Consider the following 16,658-nt stretch of genomic DNA (forward strand, 5'->3'; position numbering starts at 1 on the left):
ACTCGGGCAGGCGCGCTCACTAACAGCGCAGTGGTAGTCGACGCAGCGCTGTCATTCGTTACACCGGGTACTCCGGATCTCGACGGTTAGTACACGCGGGTGATGCGCGTTCAGGCGCGGATGCGCGCCCCCGACGGGTCGTGCAGCGGGCTCGCGGCCACTGCCGCGCGCTCCCATGTGCCGTCCACCTGCACGTCGAGCTCGGTGCCCTCGGCGGTGCCCGCAGGCAGGTACGCATAGGCGATGGAGCGCGCCACCGTGTAGCCGTAGCCGCCGGAGGTCACCTGTCCCACCACCTCGCCGGCCAGGCGCACCGGCTCGCCGCCCAGCGCCACCGCGCGCGGGTCGTCGAGCAGGAGGCAGCGCAGCGTGCGGGCCGGGCCGCGCTCGCGGGCGGCCAGCAGCGCCGCGCGCCCGACGAACTCCCCGTCGCGGCGCACGGCGAAGCCGAGCCCGGCCTCGTCGGGCGTGGTCTCGGGGCCGATGTCGCTGCCCCACGCCCGGTAGCCCTTCTCCAGCCGCAGGCTCTCGATCGCCCGGTAGCCGCACGGCCGCACCCCGGTGCCGGCGAGCGTGCGCCAGAGCGCGGCGCCGTACTCGGTGGGGCAGTACAGCTCCCAGCCCAGCTCGCCCACGTACGTCACGCGCGCCGCGCGCACCGGCACGTCGCCCACGGTGGTCTCGCGCCACGTGCCGAACGGGAAGTCGGCGTTCGCCAGCGACGTGGGCGTGAGTGGGGCGAGCAGGTCGCGCGCCTGCGGGCCCCACAGCCCGAAGCACGCCTCGGAGCCCGTGACGTCCGCGAGCCGCACCGCGGCGCCGCGGAGCCGGGCCTGCCGCCGCAGCCAGCCGAGGTCGTGCGTGCCGAAGGCCGTGCCGGTGACCACGAGGAACTCGTCCTCGGCGAGCCGGGTGAGCGTCACGTCCATCTCGATGCCGCCGCGGTCGTTGAGCGCCTGGGTGTAGACCACCGCACCCGGCGCCCGGCCCACCCGACCGGCGAAGACGTGCGTGCAGAACTCCGCGGCATCCGGGCCGCTGATCGAGATCTTCGCGAACGAGCTCTCGTCGAACAGCCCCGCGGCCTCGCGCACGGCGCGGTGCTCGGGCTCCACGCACGGCGACCAGTGCCGCCCGGCCCACCCGCGCGGCCGCAGCTCCTCCGGCCCCGCGTCGGAGTAGTGGTTCACCCGCTCCCAGCCCGCCTTCTCCCCGAAGACGGCGCCGTGCTCGGCGTGCCACCCGTAGGCGGGCGAGGTGCGCAGGGGGCGGCCCGCTGTGCGCTCGGCCGCCGGGTAGCGGATGTCGTAGTAGCTCTCGTAGTTCTCGACGGTGCGGGCGAGGGTGTAGCCGGGCGAGCGGTAGTGGCGGCCGAAGCGGCGCACGTCCATGTGCCACAGGTCCATGCCCGGGTCGCCGTCCACGATCCAGTCGGCCATCACGCGCCCGATCCCGCCTGCGCCGGCGATGCCGTGCGCGCAGAACCCCGCGGCGACGAAGAAGCCCGCCACCTCGGTCTCGCCGAGGCAGAACTCGTTGTCCGGGGTGAACGCCTCCGGACCGTTGATCATGGTGGTGATCCCGGTGTCGGCGAGGGTGGGCACCCGGACCTGCGCGTTCTCGATGATCTCGGAGAACCGGTCCCAGTCCGGCGACAGCAGCTTGCCGTTGAAGTCGGCGGGCACGGCGTCGTAGGCGCTGCCGGTGGCGGTCCACGGCGCCGACTGCCGCTCGTAGCCGCCCATGACGAGACCGTCGACCTCCTGGCGGTAGTAGACGAGCAGGTCGGGGTCGCGCAGGGACGGCAGCGGGCGGTCGGCGGGCATCGACCCGGCGGGCAGCGGCTGGGTCACGACGTACTGGTGCGACATCGGCACCACCGGGATCCGCACGCCCGCGAGCCGGCCGATCTCGGCCGCGAACATCCCGCCGCAGTCGACCACGAGCTCGCACTCGACGGTGTACTCGTCGCCGCCGTTCTCGACCCGCACGCCACTGACCTGGCCTTTCACCGTGTTGATCGCAATGACACGGCTTCGTTGTGCGATCGTGACCCCGTTCGCGCGGGCCAGCGAAGCGAGGGCGTAGCACAGGCGCGACGGGTCCACGTGACCGTCGGTCGGGGTGTAGGCCGCACCGAGCACGCCATCCGTGCTCATCAGCGGAAACAGCTCCTTCGCCGCCTCCGCGGAGATGAGCTCCAGGGGTAGTCCGGACCGCGCCGCCCAGCCCGCCTGGCGCCGGATCTCCTCCAGGCGCTCAGGCGAGGAGGCCAGCCGCAGCGATCCCGACTCGACCCACCCCGGGGCGTGCTCGCCACCCGCCGCCTCGAGCTTGCGGTACAGCTCGGCGGAGTACACGTTCATCCTGGTCAGCGCCGGGTCGGAGCGCAGCTGGCCCACGAGGCCTGCCGAGTGGAACGTCGATCCACTGGTGAGTTCGGAGCGCTCGAGCAACAGGACATCCCGCTCACCGCGCTCAGCGAGGTGGTACGCCACACTGGCGCCGCCCACCCCTCCACCGATGATCACGATGCGGGCACGGCCGGGCAACACGTCTGGCATGACCCGCACCTTACGGTCTAGACCGTATTTGACGCGACTTCTACCATCCCCCAGTGGAGTTGACCACGACAGTGCTCGAACCGGACCTGGAAGCCCTGCTCGACACGATTCCGTGCACGGCCCGTCACCCTCGCACCGTCGTGGACCTACCTGGTGGTCTCACCAATCGCAACCTCAAGGTCACCAATGGTGACGGCACGTGCGTGGTGCGGATCCCGGCGGCCGGGAAGAGCCTGCTCGGCATCGACCGTGACGTCGAACACGCCAATTCGGTCGCCGCGGCGGAGGCCGGCGTGGGGGCACCCGTCCTGCACTACCGGCCCGGCGAGGGACTCGCCGTCGGCTTCCTCCCCGGACGGGCGCTCGGCGACGCCGACCTGCAGCGGCCCGACGTCCTGCACCGCGTGGCCGCGGCCTGCCGCACGCTGCACGCCGGACCGCGGTTCGTCAACGACTTCGACATGTTCGAGGTGCAGGCCCGCTACCGGCGGATCGTCGCCGAGCACGGCTTCCGGCTCCCGGACCGCTACGACGAGTTCGCTCCCGCGGTGGAGCGCATCCGCGAGGCGCTCGGCCCCCGCACCGACACGGTCCCCTGCAACAACGACCTGCTCGCCGAGAACTTGCTCGACGACGGCGAGCGCGTGCGGATCATCGACTACGAGTACTCGGGCAACAACGACCCGTGCTTCGAACTCGGGAACATCTGGAGCGAGGCCACCCTGCCGCTCCCCCTGCTCGACGAGCTCGTCACGGCCTACTACGGGCGGCCGCGCCCGCGGCAGGTCGCGCGAGCTCGCCTGTTCGCCCTGATGTCCCAGTACGGCTGGACGCTCTGGGCGGCCATCCAAGACGGCTCCAGCCCCCTCGACTTCGACTTCTGGTCCTGGGGGATGGAGAAGTACGACCGCGCTGTCGCGGCGTTCGACGGACCCGACCTCGAGCAGCTGCTCGTGGCGGCCACTCAACCGGAATGACCACGATCCACCCCCCGAACCACCGAGGAGCCCCCGTGGCCGCCACCGAGGGTGCCCAGCGCACCGACGACGAGGCGATCCTGCATCGCCTCGGCTATGCCCAAGTGCTGTATCGCGAGATGGGCGGGTTCTCCAACTTCGCCATCTCGTTCACGATCATCTCGATCCTCGCGGGCTGCCTGACGTCGTACTACCTCGCGTTCAACAACGGCGGCCCGGTCGCCGTGACGTGGGGATGGCTGCTCGTCGGTGCGTTCTGCATCCTGGTCGCGATGGCGATGGGTGAGATCGCCTCCGCGATGCCCACCGCGGGCGCGCTCTACTTCTGGGCCTCCAAGCTCGGCGGGCCCACGTGGGGCTGGTTCACCGGCTGGTTCAACCTGGTCGGCGAGATCGCGGTCACCGCGGCGATCCAGTACGGCTCGGCGATCTTCGCGACCGCGCTGCTGAACCTCTGGTTCCCGGGAATGGGAAACGAGAGCGGCACCATCTTCATCGTCTTCACGGTGATCGCCGCGCTGCAGCTCGGGCTCAACCTGCTCAACATCAACGTCCTCGCGCTGCTCAACACCATCTCGGCGTGGTGGCACATGGTCGGCGTCGCGGTCGTCGTCGCCGTGCTGATCGCGGTGCCGGACAACCACCAGTCCGCCGCCTTCGTGTTCGGCGAGACGATCAACAACTCCGGCTTCTCCGACACCGCCTTCTGGTTCGTCTTCGGCATCGGCCTGCTGATGTCGCAGTACACGATCACCGGCTTCGACGCCTCCGCGCACATGAGCGAGGAGACGCGCGGCGCGTCCCGCACCGCAGCGCTCGGCATGATCATGGCGGTCGTCGCATCCGTGGTGTTCGGCTTCATCCTGCTGGTCGCGGTGACATTCGCGGTGCCGGACGTGCAGGGCGTGATCGACGCCGGTGGCGACGCCGTCATCTACATCTGGACGGAGGCGCTCGGCGACACCTGGACCCAGTTCCTGCTGATCATCGCCGTGATCGCGCAGCTGTTCTGCGGCACCGCGTCGGTCACGGCGTCCTCGCGGATGATGTTCGCGTTCTCCCGCGACCGGGCCGTGCCCTTCCACAACATCTGGCGCAAGGTCGCGAGCAACCGCGCACCCGTCAACGCCGTCACCGCGATCTGCGTCCTGTCCTGGGCGCTGATGCTCCCCACGCTCGTCAACGGCGTGCTCGGCTACGCGGTCGGCACCTCGATCGCCGTCATCGGGCTCTACATCGCCTTCGGCCTGCCGATCATCCTGCGCATCAAGGCGGGCGACCGGTTCGAGCCGGGCGCCTGGAGCCTCGGCAAGCACTACAAGTGGGTCTCCACGATCGCGGTGGTCTGGATCGGCCTGGTGTGCATCCTGTTCCTGATGCCGCTCTCCCCCGCCGGCGTGCCGTTCTCCGAGGAATTCGACTGGGAAGCGGTCAACTACGCGCCCATCACCGTGTTCGGCGCGCTGGTGCTGTTCGGCGGCTGGTACCTGCTGTCGGCCCGCACCTGGTTCACCGGGCCGGTTCCGGAGGGCGGCTCGCTCGCGGAGCTGCAGAGCATCGAGGACCAGCTCGAGGCCGAGGCGCACGGCGCGGGTGGCCCCGGTGCCGCGAAGGCGCCCGCCGCCCCGGCGGCCGCCGGAGGCGTGGCGGTGGCCGAGAAGGTGGACACCACCGACGACGCTGCGGAGAAGGCTCCCGAGAAGAACGACACCGCCGCGGGCGACTCCTCGGAGAAGGCCACCGAGGAGAAGGCCACCGAGGAGGACGCCGGCGAGGCCGTGGAGAAGCCCGAGCAGGATGCGGGGGCTGCCGAGGTCGCCGACGCGGCGGCCGAGGCAGACGCACCGGTGAAGGCGGAGGCCGAGGCTCCGGCCGAGGCGGCCGCCGACGCCACCGAGGCGGACACGCAGGCCGAGGCCGAGACCGCGGCAGTCGCCCCGTCCGAAGCCGAGCCCGCAGCCGAGACCGTCGCCGAGCCCGAGCCCGAGCCCGTCGCCGAGCCGGTTGCCGAGGCGCCGGCGGCCGCGGCCGCGATCAGCCCCGAGGTCCGGGCCGAGCTGAAGGAGGAGCTGAAGGCCGAGCTCAAGAGCGAGCTGCTCGAGGAGCTCAAGGCCGAGCTCAAGACCGCGGGCGCCGCGAACGGCCGGAGCACGCGCAGCAGCTCCACGCGGACGAGCAAGACCACCCGCAGCCGCTCCTCGGCCAACGGCAAGGCCAAGGCCCCCGCCGAGTCCACTGCCGAGGCCGCTGCGGAGCCCGACGCCGGGCCCGACGCCGAGACACCGGCGAAGTAAGGCACCAGGATGGACGAACGGCACTCCCCGCCGGTACAGCCGGAGTGGGAGTGCCGTTCGTCGTGATCGCCCCCGGAAGGACACCCATGGCCCGCACCGGCATGCTCACCCTCGAGCAGCTGCGCACGTCCGTCGACGACGGCGCGATCGACACCGTCCTCGTCGCGTTCACCGACATGCAGGGCCGCCTGCAGGGCAAGCGGTGCGCGGCGCAGTACTTCCTCGACGAGGTCGTGCCGCACGCCGCCGAGGCGTGCAACTACCTGCTGGCGGTCGACGTCGAGATGAACACGGTCGACGGCTACGCGATGTCGAGCTGGGACCGCGGCTACGGCGACTTCGTGCTGGTGCCGGACATGTCCACGCTGCGGCTCGTGCCGTGGCACGAGGCCACGGCGCTCGTGCTGTGCGACGTGCAGTGGGCCGACGGCACGCCGGTGGTGCCCTCGCCGCGCCAGATCCTGCGCGCGCAGCTCGAGCGGCTCGCCGCGCACGGCCTCACCGCCGACGTGGGCACCGAGCTGGAGTTCATGCTGTTCGCCGACTCGTTCGACACGGCGTGGCGCAAGGGCTACCACGCGCTCGAGCCCGCGAACCTCTACAACGTCGACTACTCGATGATCGGCACCGGCCGGGTGGAGCCGGTGCTGCGGCGCATCCGCAACGGGATGGCGGGCGCGGGGATGGTCGTCGAGTCGGCGAAGGGCGAGTGCAACCTCGGCCAGCACGAGATCGCGTTCCGCTACGCCGACGCCCTCACCACCTGCGACAACCACTCGATCTACAAGACGGGCGCCAAGGAGATCGCCGACCAGGCCGGCATGGCGCTGACCTTCATGGCGAAGTACGACGAGCGCGAGGGCAACTCGTGCCACATCCACATCTCGTTGCGGGGTGCGGACGGTCCGGTGTCGGCCGGGGAAGGCGAGCACGGGTTCTCGCCGCTGTTCGCGCACTTCATCGCCGGTCAGCAGGCCTGCCTGCGCGAGCTGACCTACCTGTTCGCGCCGAACATCAACTCCTACAAGCGCTTCGCGGACGGCAGCTTCGCCCCCACCGCGGTGGAGTGGGGGCTGGACAACCGCACGTGCGCGCTGCGGGTGGTCGGGCACGGGCCGTCGCTGCGCGTGGAGAACCGGGTGCCCGGCGGGGACGTGAACCCCTACCTCGCGGTGGCCGCGCTCATCGCGGCGGGGCTGCACGGCATCGAGAACGCCCTGCCGCTCGCCCCCGCGTACTCCGGCAACGCCTACGCGTCGACGGGCCCGCGGGTGCCCTCGACGCTGCGCGAGGCGGCCGGCCTCTTCGCGGGCTCCAAGGTCGCCGAGGCGGCCTTCGGCCCCGAGGTGGTGGAGCACTACAGCAACGCGGCCCGGGTGGAGCTGGCCGCGTACGACGCGGCGGTCACCGACTGGGAGCGCAGGCGTGGGTTCGAGCGGCTCTAGCCCGCGCCCGCTGGTCGGGATCACGGCCTACGGGGAGCGGGCCCGCTACGGGGTCTGGGACAACGAGTCGGTCCTGCTCCCCCGCACGTACCCGGACGTCGTGGTCGCGGCGGGCGGGGTGCCGGTGCTGCTCCCACAGTTCCCGGAGTCGGCGGCCGCCGTGGACCGCCTCGACGCGGTCGTCCTCGCCGGGGGGCCGGACGTCGGCCCGGACCGCTACGGCGCCGAGCCGCACCCGCGCACGGGTGCCCCGCGCCCGGACCGCGACGCGGCCGAGCTCGCGGTGCTGCACCGCGCCCTCGAACGGGGGATCCCGGTCCTGGGCGTGTGCCGGGGCGCGCAGGTCCTCAACGTCGGGCTCGGCGGCACGCTCGTGCAGCACGTCCCCGACGTGGTCGGGCACGACGGGCACAACCCCTCCCCCGGCGTCTTCGGCACGGTGGAGGTGGCGCTGGAGCCGGGCACCCGCGTCAGCGCCGCGCTCGGCTCCGTGGCCACGGTGCGCTGCCACCACCACCAGGCCCTCGACCGGCTGGCCGACGGCCTCGTGGTGACCGGCCGCGCCGACGACGGCCTGGTGGAGGCGGTGGAGCTGGAGGGCGACCGGTGGGTGGTCGGCGTCCAGTGGCACCCCGAGGAGGACGCCACCGACGTGCGCCTGATGGCCGCGCTGGTGGCGGCAGCCTCGTCCGGCGGGCCCACCCCTACGGTCTAGACCGACGCATTTACGCTGCACCTATGACGGAACGGTTCTCCGGCCGCACCGCGGTCGTGACGGGTGGCGGCAGCGGCATCGGGCTCGCCACGGTGCGCAGGCTGGCCTCCGAGGGCGCCCGGCTGGTGGTCGCCGACATCGACCCCGGAGCGGGCAAGGCGGCCGCCGACGAGGTGGGCGGGCTCTTCGTGCAGACCGACGTCACGTCGCCGGAGCAGGTCGAGGCGCTGTTCACCGCCGCCGTCGACGCCTACGGCAGCGTGGACGTCGCCTTCAACAACGCAGGCATCTCCCCGCCGGAGGACGACTCGATCCTCGACACCGGCCTCGACGCGTGGCGGCGCGTGCAGGAGGTCAACCTCACCTCGGTGTTCCTGTGCTGCAAGGCGGCCATCCCGCACATGCAGCGCCAGGGCCGGGGCGCGATCGTCAACACCGCGTCGTTCGTGGCGGTGATGGGCGCCGCCACCTCCCAGATCTCCTACACCGCGTCCAAGGGCGGCGTGCTCGCGATGACCCGCGAGCTGGGCGTGCAGTTCGCCCGCGAGGGCATCCGGGTCAACGCGCTGTGCCCCGGGCCGGTCGACACCCCGCTGCTGCAGGAGCTCTTCGCCGCCGACCCCGAGCGCGCCCAGCGCCGACTCGTGCACATCCCGATGGGCCGGTTCGCCCGCGCCGAGGAGATCGCCTCCACGGTGGCGTTCCTGGCCAGCGACGACGCCAGCTTCATCACCGCGTCCACCTTCCTCGTGGACGGCGGCATCTCCGGCGCGTACGTCACGCCCCTCTAGAGACGAGCAGTACTCGACGGCGGCAGCGTCAGCACCTGTGTGCGACGCGCCGGGCATGATCGATCCGAGCAGTACTCCACCGTCCCGTTGAGGACTGTGGAGTACTGCTCGGCATGATCCCGGGCCGGCGGGCCATCAGCCGTCGCGGCGCAGCCTGTGCAGCATCGGCGGGAGCGGTTCGGCGTGCACCACGGCGAGGCGCTGGGTGGCGCGGGTGAGCGCCACGTAGAGGTCGCCGCGGCCGCGCGGTGACTCGGCGAGCATCTCGGCGGGCTCCACCACGACCACGGCGTCGAACTCGAGGCCCTTCGCGGCGCTCACCGGCAGGACGACCACCGGGGCGGTGAGGTCCACCTCGGCGGGGCCGGTGTCGGACTCGGCGCCGAGCAGCCGGGCGCGCAGGGCGTCCACCCGGCCGGAGGGCACGAGCACGGCCGTGCGGCCGTCGCCGACCGCGCCGGACTCCTCGGCCAGCACCTTCGCGACCGTGTCCTCCAGCCCGCCGCTGGTGACCCGCACCGCGCGCGGCGGCACCCCGGTGCTGCGCACCGAGCGCGGCGGGGCGAGGCCGGGTTCGATCGTGGCGAGCACGTCGTCGGCGACGTCGGCGATCTCGGACGGGGTCCGGTAGTTCACCGTGAGCTGCTCCAGGCGCCACCGCCGCTCCACGAACGGCGAGAGCACCTCGTGCCACGAACCCGCACCGGCCAGGTCGCCGGTCTGGGCGATGTCCCCGACGATCGTCATCGAACGGCTCGGGCAGCGGCGCATCACCAGCCGCCACGCCATCGGCGACAGCTCCTGCGCCTCGTCGACGATCACGTGCCCGTAGGTCCACTCGCGGTCGGCGGCCGCCCGCTCCGCGGTGGAGTCGTAGCGGCGCACCGCCTGCCGCTCGGCGAGCCGGTCGGCGTCGACCACGTCGGTGGCCCGCAGCAGCTCCGGGTCGAGGTCCTCCTCCAGGTCGAGGACGTCGAGCACCCCCTGGGCGTACATGATCTCCTCGCGCAGGGCGGCGGCCTCGCGCGCGGCCGCCTCCGACCCGTCGTCGCCGAGCAGCTCGGCGGCCTCGTCGAGCAACGGGACGTCGGCGGGCGTCCAGCGCAGGTCGTTCGGGACGTCGTCGGCGGGCGCGGGACGCAGCAGCAGCTCGCGGTCGGCGGCGGGCAGCCGGCGCGCCACGGAGTTCAACCGCTTGCGGTCGGCGAACAGGTCGGTGAGCAGCTGCTCGGCCGACAGCGTGGGCCACAGCGCGTCCAGCTCGCGCCCGAGCTGCGGGTCCTCTGCCAGCTCGTCGCGGATGTCGGCGAGGTCGCCCGCGTCCAGCAGGTTGCGCTGGCCGGGGCCGGTGAGCGTGCGCGCCACCTGCTCGGCGAGCAGCCGCACCGCCTCCTTGCGGAAGATCCGCCGCGCCTCGTTGTGCGGCTTGCGGGAGCGCCGCGCCCGGGTGCGGGCGGCGTGGGCGATGTCGCGGTCGAGCCGGACCGGCTGCCCCTCCACCTCCAACTCGATGGGCCGGCGCGGCACCTGCTGCCGGTCGCGCACGGCCGCCGCGATGACGGCCGCCATCTCCGCCCGGCCCTTCACCGCCGCGGTGGCGGCCGGGTCGGTGCGCCGCGCGTCCAGCCCGGGGTGCAGCTGCCCGACCGTGCCGAGCACCACGCTCGTCTCCCCGAGGGAGGGCAGCACCTGCCCGATGTAGGACAGGAACGTGGGGTTGGGCCCGACCACCAGCACGCCGCGGCGCGCCAGCCGGTCGCGGTGGGTGTAGAGCAGGTAGGCGGCCCGGTGCAGGGCCACCGCCGTCTTGCCCGTGCCCGGCCCGCCCTGCACCACCAGCACCCCGGAGGGCTTCGAGCGGATCACGGCGTCCTGCTCGGCCTGGATGGTGGCCACGATGTCGCCCATCCGGCCGGTCCGGCGGGCATCGACCGCGGCGAGCAGCGCGGCCTCGCTGGTGAGCCCGCTCGACTGGGACGCGGCCGTGGCGTCGTCGAGGTCCAGCACCTCGTCGTCCACCGCGGTCACCTCACGGCGGCGCGTGCGCAGGTGCCGCCTGCGCCGGATGCCCTCCGGCGACGCCGCGGTGGCCGTGTAGAACGGCCGGGCCGCCGGGGCCCGCCAGTCCATCAGCAGCGGCTCGTACTCGTTGTCCTCGTCGAGCAGACCCAGCCGGCCGACGTAGCGGCGCTCGCCGTCCTCGACGTCCAGCCGCCCGAAGGCGAGACCGTGCTCCGCGGCCCGCAGGGCGGCGAGCCGGTCGGTGTACATGGCCGCGGCCGCGTCGCGCTCGGTGAGCGCCTGCGGGGTGCCGACGGTCTCGTCGTGCAGCACGTCCGACAGCCGCCGCGCCGTCTCGGCCCGCCGCGCGTCGAGGCGCTCGTAGAGCATCCGGACGTAGGCCTGCTCGTGCTCGATCCCGTCCTCGAGCTGTTCCGCGGCGCGGATGTCCGGCACCGCGGAGGACGTGCTGTTCGACACCGGCTGATCACCTTCGCGGGGGCGTGCGGACGACAGGGCAGCTTATGAACGTACCAGCGGCCGGGTTTCCGAGCCGCAGGCCGCGGGTAGGCCGTTGCGTGCAGCTCCACGCCGATCCCGCGCGAGGGAGGCGTGCATCGAGCGACCCTTCCCGGGACTCCGACTACGCCCACCTCGCGCCGCTCTTCGACCGGTTCGCCTCCCTTCCGGACGACCACCCCGAACGCCCCGCGCTGCGAGCCGAGCTCGTCACCGGCTACCTGCCGGTGGTGCAGCACATCGCCCGGCGGTTCGGGGGACGCGGCGAGCCCGTCGACGACCTGGAACAGGCCGGCACCGTCGGGCTCCTCAACGCCGTCGACCGGTTCGAGCCCTCCCGCGGGATCGACTTCCTCTCCTACGCCGTCCCGACCATCACCGGCGAGATCCGCAGGCACTTCCGCGACCGCACGTGGTCCATGCGCGTCCCCCGGCGGCTCAAGGACCTCCAGAGCGCCATCAACGGCGCCATCGGCCCGCTGTCGCAGGAGCTCGGGCGCGCCCCGCGGCCCAGCGAGATCGCGGCGCGACTCGGGATGCCCACCGAGGAGGTCGTCGAGGGCCTCGACGCCCAGCAGGCCTACCGCAGCGCCTCTCTCGACGAGCTCGTGTCCGGCGCCGACACCCCGCTCACCGATACCCTCGGCGACGCGGACGCCGAGCTGGAGAACGTCGAGTACCGGGAGACCCTCGCGCCGCTGCTCGACGAGCTGCCCGAACGGGAACGCACGATCCTGCTGCTGCGCTTCTTCGGCAACCTCACCCAGACCCAGATCGCCGATCGCGTGGGGATCTCGCAGATGCACGTCTCGCGTCTCCTGGCGCAGACGGTCGCGCAGCTGCGGCGGCGGATGACCCAGGACTCCTAGCGCCGGCGAACCGACCGCCTCGGGGCTCACACACAACCTCGGGCGCCCACACACCGACTGCAACCGATGTGCCGGCACCACAAGTGGTGTGTGAGGCCCCGGGCGGCGACGACCGCTCGCACACGAATTCCGGCGTCGCGCACCGCCTGCCGGCGGAGCGTCGACATCACAGGCGGTGTGCGAGCCCTCGAGGTCACGGCGATTGGCTCGCACACCAGCTCGAGTGCTCACACAGCGACTGCAACCGGTGTGCCAGCACAACAGGTCGTGTGCCAGCACCTCAGCGGTAGCGCCGACCCGCTCACACACCACCTCTCGCGCTCGCACACCGACTGCAACCGATGTGCCAGCACCACAAGTGGTGTGCCGACGTCCCCGACGGCCGCGCCGACCCGCTCACACACCACCCCATGCGCCCACACACCGACTACAACCGATGTGCCGGCACCACAAATGGTGTGTGAGCTCGGGGCCGGTCAGGCCGACGACGACGCCTGGACGCTCGCGGACGGGTCGGGCGGCGGCCGCTCCTCGGGGCCGGGGCCGCCGTTGGCGCGGGAGCGGCGCAGCATCGGCACCGGGAGGGCGAACCACAGCAGGCACAGCACGAGGCACACCACCACCGCCGCGACGATCGCGAACTGCCGCCCGACCGCGACGTCGAGCACCAGCAGCACGGATCCGGTGAGCGTGAGCGCGAGCGCGCCGAGGCCGAGGGTGAACAGGCGGTGCCCCAGCTGCACGGTCTCCGGTTTCACCCCGCGCCGGAACGTGACCCGGTGCACCGCCGCCGGTGCCACGAACATCCCGGCGGTGAGCACCGAGCACAGCAGGGTGACGACGTAGGTCCAGCGCTGGAAGTCGTCGATGGAGCCGAAGCGCTCGGTGAACGAGAGCGTGAGCAGGAACGCGAAGAGGATCTGCACCCCGGTCTGCGCGACCCGCAGCTCCTGCAGCAGTTCGATCATGTTGCGGTCGGCGCGTTGCAGCGGGCCCTCACCACGCCCGTCCGCCCGGGCGCCGCTCGGCGGTGCTGTCATGGGCCAGGACTACCCGAACGAGTGAGTTCCGATTCGGCGTCACCCGGCGTGACCGTGCCCCGTGCCCCGGCCGGGCCGCCGTGTCATGGGACGATTCGACGCGTGACCAGCACGTCCGCGCAGCGCCAGCACCTGGCTGACCTCGCCCGGCTGCGTCGCGTCCGCGACCGGATCGACCGGGAGTACGCGCAGCCGCTGAACGTGGAGGCGCTCGCGCGGGGCGTGCACATGTCGGCCGGGCACCTGAGCCGCGAGTTCCGCCGCGCGTACGGCGAGTCGCCCTACTCGTACCTCATGACCCGCCGCATCGAGCGCGCGAAGGCGATGCTGCGCCGCGGCGACATGAGCGTCACCGAGATCTGCTTCGCGGTCGGGTTCTCGTCGCTGGGCACGTTCAGCACCCGCTTCGCCGAGCTGGTCGGGGTGCCGCCGAGCGTCTACCGGCGCAACGGCGCGGACGAGGCGGAGGGCATCCCGCCGTGCGTGGCGAAGAAGGTCACCAGACCGGTCAGGAATCGAGAAGTACCGGTCCCGGGCCGCCGCTAGCGTGACGGCCATGGACATCAGGATCTACCAGGCATACCTCCCCCACGACGACGCGGAGGCGTCCCTCGCCTTCTACCGCGACACCCTCGGGTTCGAGGTCCGCAACGACGTCGAGTACGGGGGGCTCCACTGGCTCACCGTCGGCCCGCCCGGCCAACCCGACACCTCGATCGTGCTGCACCCGCCGGCCGCCGACCCGGGCATCACCGAGGACGAGCGGCGCACCATCGCCGAGATGATGGCGAAGGGGACCTTCGCGGGCATCAACCTGGCCACCAAGGACGTCGACGCCACGTTCGAGCGCCTGCAGGCCGGTGACGCCGACGTGGTGCAGGAGCCCACCGACCAACCCTGGGGTGTGCGCGACTGCGCCCTCCGCGACCCCGCGGGCAACATGATCCGCATCTTCCAGGTGCCCTGACCGCCCGCAGCAGCCCGACCCCGGACACGGAGACCTCATGAGCACGACCACCTCGTACAGCACCGCCAAGGACGGCGCCGCCCAGGACGGCACCGCGCGGCACGTCGCCGACAGCCACGACCTGATCCGCGTGCACGGCGCGCGCGAGAACAACCTCAAGGACGTGACCGTCGCGATCCCGAAGCGCAGGCTGACGGTGTTCACCGGGGTCTCCGGGTCGGGCAAGAGCTCGCTCGTGTTCAGCACGATCGCGGCCGAGTCGCAGCGGATGATCAACGAGACGTACAGCGCGTTCGTCCAGGGGTTCATGCCGAGGATGGATCGGCCCGACGTCGACGTGCTCGACGGGCTGACCACCGCGATCGTGGTCGGCCAGGAGCGGCTCGGCGCCAACCCGCGCTCCACCGTGGGCACGGTGACCGACGCGAACGCGATGCTGCGCATCCTGTTCAGCAGGCTGGGGCAGCCGCACATCGGGTCGCCGCAGGCGTTCTCGTTCAACGTGGGCTCGATCAGCGGCGCGGGCGCGGTGACGATCGAGCGCGGCGGGCGCACCGTGAAGGAGCGGCGCGAGTTCAGCGTCACCGGCGGCATGTGCCCGCGCTGCGAGGGCACCGGCCGGATTTCCGACATCGATCTGACCCAGCTCTACGACGACACCAAGTCGATGAACGAGGGCCCGTTCACGATCCCGGGGTGGGGCTCGGACGGCTGGTACGGCCGTATCTACCGCGACAGCGGGTTCTTCCCCCCTGACAAGCCGATCCGCGACTTCACGAAGCGCGAGCTCGACGCCCTGCTGTACAAGGAGCCCACCCGGATCAAGGCCGAGGGCATCAACGTCACCTACGAAGGCCTGATCCCGAAGCTGCAGAAGTCGATGCTCTCCAAGGACCGCGAGGCGATGCAGCCGCACATCCGGGCCTTCGTCGACCGGGCCGTCACGTTCGCGACCTGCCCCGAGTGCGAGGGCACCCGCCTCACCGAGGCGGCGCGCTCGTCGAAGATCGCCGGGATCAGCATCGCCGACGCGTGCGCGATGGAGATCCGCGACCTCGCGAAGTGGGTGCGCGGCCTGGACGAGCCCTCGGCCGCGCCGCTGCTCGCCTCCCTGCAGCACACCCTCGACTCGTTCGTGGAGATCGGGCTGGGCTACCTCTCGCTGGACCGGCCCTCGGGCTCCCTGTCGGGTGGCGAGGCGCAGCGCACGAAGCTGATCCGCCACCTGGGCTCCTCGCTCACCGACGTCACCTACGTCTTCGACGAGCCCACCACCGGGCTGCACCCGCACGACGTGACGCGGATGAACGACCTGCTGCTGCGGCTGCGGGACAAGGGCAACACGGTGCTCGTGGTGGAGCACGAGCCCGAGACGATCGCGATCGCCGACCACGTCGTGGACCTCGGGCCCGGGGCGGGCACGGCGGGCGGCCACGTCTGCTTCGAGGGCACCGTCGACGGGCTGCGCGCCTCCGGCACGGTGACCGGCAGGCACCTCGACGACCGGGCGGCGCTCAAGGAGTCCGTGCGCACGCCCACGGGGCACCTGGAGATCCGCGGGGCGCGCACGCACAACCTGCGCGACGTCGACGTCGACATCCCGCTCGGGGTGCTCGTCGTGGTCACCGGTGTGGCGGGGTCGGGCAAGAGCTCGCTGCTGCACGGGTCGATCCCGCGGGACGCGGGGGTGGTGGCGGTCGATCAGACCCCGATCCGCGGGTCGCGGCGCAGCAACCCGGCCACCTACACGGGCCTGCTCGACCCGATCCGCAAGGCGTTCGCCAAGGCGAACGGCGTCAAGCCGGCGTTGTTCAGCTCCAACTCCGAGGGTGCGTGCCCGGCCTGCGGCGGCGCCGGGCTGATCTTCACGGAGCTGGGTTTCATGGAGACCGTCTCCACGGTCTGCGAGGAGTGCGAGGGCAAGCGGTTCCAGGCCTCGGTGCTGGAGTACCGGCTCGGCGAGGGCGACGACGCCAGGGACATCAGCGAGGTGCTCGCGATGCCGGTGGCCGAGGCCGCGGAGTTCTTCGGCGCGGGTGCGGCGCGCACCCCGGCCGCCCACGCGATCCTCACCCGGCTCGCCGACGTCGGGCTGGGCTACCTCACCCTGGGCCAGCCGCTCACCACGCTGTCGGGCGGCGAGCGGCAACGGCTCAAGCTGGCCACGCACATGGCCGAGAAGGGCGGGATCTACGTCCTCGACGAGCCGACCACCGGCCTGCACCTCGCCGACGTGGAGCAGCTGCTCGGGCTGCTCGACCGGCTCGTCGACTCCGGCAAGTCGGTGATCGTGATCGAGCACCACCAGTCCGTGATGGCGCACGCCGACTGGATCATCGACCTGGGCCCCGGGGCCGGCCACGACGGCGGCCGGGTGGTGTTCGAGGGCACCCCCGCCGAGCTGGTGGCCGCCCGCTCCACGCTCACCGGCGAGCACCTCGCGGACTACGTCGGCGCCTGATCCCGGGTCTGATCC

Annotated in this window: 12 protein-coding genes; 9 read left to right on the top strand and 3 right to left on the bottom strand. The window is 72.2% G+C overall.

The window, feature by feature from the left end; all coding sequences use genetic code 11:
* Positions 1–110: 110 nt before the first annotated feature.
* Positions 111–2,564 carry a GcvT family protein gene (locus ACFPL3_RS33265; RefSeq protein ID WP_343939117.1) on the bottom strand — a complete coding sequence of 818 codons (2,454 nt, stop codon included), beginning with the start codon at positions 2,562–2,564 and terminating at the stop codon, positions 111–113.
* A gap of 53 nt (positions 2,565–2,617) precedes the next feature.
* Here ACFPL3_RS33265 and ACFPL3_RS33270 point away from each other — a divergent pair, with 53 nt between their 5' ends.
* From ACFPL3_RS33270 to ACFPL3_RS33290, 5 genes are all read left to right on the top strand, one after another.
* Positions 2,618–3,541, top strand: a complete 924-nt coding sequence (locus ACFPL3_RS33270) for a phosphotransferase (RefSeq protein ID WP_343939115.1) — start codon at positions 2,618–2,620, stop codon at positions 3,539–3,541.
* A 35-nt stretch (positions 3,542–3,576) separates the two neighbouring features.
* Positions 3,577–5,835: an amino acid permease gene (locus ACFPL3_RS33275; protein ID WP_343939113.1), complete on the top strand. Its 2,259-nt coding sequence runs from the start codon at positions 3,577–3,579 to the stop codon at positions 5,833–5,835.
* A gap of 101 nt (positions 5,836–5,936) precedes the next feature.
* Positions 5,937–7,280, top strand: a complete 1,344-nt coding sequence (locus ACFPL3_RS33280; RefSeq protein ID WP_379590119.1) for a glutamine synthetase family protein — start codon at positions 5,937–5,939, stop codon at positions 7,278–7,280.
* Positions 7,261–7,995 (top strand): gamma-glutamyl-gamma-aminobutyrate hydrolase family protein, encoded by a 735-nt coding sequence (locus ACFPL3_RS33285; protein WP_343939109.1) that lies wholly within the window; start codon positions 7,261–7,263, stop codon positions 7,993–7,995. Before ACFPL3_RS33280 ends, ACFPL3_RS33285 begins: the two co-directional genes overlap by 20 nt.
* A 23-nt stretch (positions 7,996–8,018) precedes the next feature.
* Positions 8,019–8,786, top strand: a complete 768-nt coding sequence (locus tag ACFPL3_RS33290; protein ID WP_343939107.1) for a 3-oxoacyl-ACP reductase — start codon at positions 8,019–8,021, stop codon at positions 8,784–8,786.
* 135 nt (positions 8,787–8,921) lie between these two features.
* Here the strand turns inward: ACFPL3_RS33290 and ACFPL3_RS33295 are convergent, their stop codons facing one another.
* Positions 8,922–11,177, bottom strand: a complete 2,256-nt coding sequence (locus ACFPL3_RS33295; protein WP_343939143.1) for an ATP-binding domain-containing protein — start codon at positions 11,175–11,177, stop codon at positions 8,922–8,924.
* Positions 11,178–11,365: 188 nt separating this feature from the next.
* Between ACFPL3_RS33295 and ACFPL3_RS33300 the strand changes: the two genes are divergently transcribed.
* Complete coding sequence (locus ACFPL3_RS33300; RefSeq protein WP_343939105.1) at positions 11,366–12,175, top strand: RNA polymerase sigma factor SigF; 810 nt, start codon at positions 11,366–11,368, stop codon at positions 12,173–12,175.
* A 476-nt stretch (positions 12,176–12,651) separates the two neighbouring features.
* Here ACFPL3_RS33300 and ACFPL3_RS33305 read toward each other — a convergent pair whose 3' ends face one another.
* A complete protein-coding gene (locus tag ACFPL3_RS33305; protein WP_343939103.1) occupies positions 12,652–13,215 on the bottom strand; it encodes a DUF6328 family protein in 564 nt (187 codons plus the stop codon).
* A 102-nt stretch (positions 13,216–13,317) separates the two neighbouring features.
* Between ACFPL3_RS33305 and ACFPL3_RS33310 the strand changes: the two genes are divergently transcribed.
* From ACFPL3_RS33310 to ACFPL3_RS33320, 3 genes are read left to right on the top strand one after another with little or no spacing between them, the layout of a single operon-like run.
* Positions 13,318–13,761, top strand: coding sequence for a helix-turn-helix transcriptional regulator (locus tag ACFPL3_RS33310; protein ID WP_343939101.1), 444 nt, complete (start codon positions 13,318–13,320; stop codon positions 13,759–13,761).
* 10 nt (positions 13,762–13,771) lie between these two features.
* Entirely contained in the window at positions 13,772–14,182 is a 411-nt protein-coding gene (locus ACFPL3_RS33315; protein ID WP_343939099.1) for a VOC family protein, read from the top strand.
* Between the two features lie 37 nt (positions 14,183–14,219).
* Positions 14,220–16,643 carry an excinuclease ABC subunit UvrA gene (locus ACFPL3_RS33320; protein ID WP_343939097.1) on the top strand — a complete coding sequence of 808 codons (2,424 nt, stop codon included), beginning with the start codon at positions 14,220–14,222 and terminating at the stop codon, positions 16,641–16,643.
* Positions 16,644–16,658 lie beyond the last annotated feature (15 nt).

Origin of the sequence: Pseudonocardia zijingensis (genome assembly GCF_042657305.1) — a bacterium.
In the GTDB taxonomy this organism is placed as follows: Bacteria; Actinomycetota; Actinomycetes; order Mycobacteriales; family Pseudonocardiaceae; genus Pseudonocardia; species Pseudonocardia zijingensis.

Bases quoted from the DNA above. Each gene is read 5' to 3' on its own strand.
- ACFPL3_RS33265 (WP_343939117.1), bottom strand. From the start codon at position 2,564: ATGCCAGACGTGTTGCCCGGCCGTGCCCGCATCGTGATCATCGGTGGA.
- ACFPL3_RS33280 (WP_379590119.1), top strand. From the start codon at position 5,937: ATGCTCACCCTCGAGCAGCTGCGCACGTCCGTCGACGACGGCGCGATC.
- ACFPL3_RS33290 (WP_343939107.1), top strand. From the start codon at position 8,019: ATGACGGAACGGTTCTCCGGCCGCACCGCGGTCGTGACGGGTGGCGGC.
- ACFPL3_RS33295 (WP_343939143.1), bottom strand. From the start codon at position 11,177: ATGCTCTACGAGCGCCTCGACGCGCGGCGGGCCGAGACGGCGCGGCGG.
- ACFPL3_RS33305 (WP_343939103.1), bottom strand. From the start codon at position 13,215: ATGACAGCACCGCCGAGCGGCGCCCGGGCGGACGGGCGTGGTGAGGGC.
- ACFPL3_RS33315 (WP_343939099.1), top strand. From the start codon at position 13,772: ATGGACATCAGGATCTACCAGGCATACCTCCCCCACGACGACGCGGAG.
- ACFPL3_RS33320 (WP_343939097.1), top strand. From the start codon at position 14,220: ATGAGCACGACCACCTCGTACAGCACCGCCAAGGACGGCGCCGCCCAG.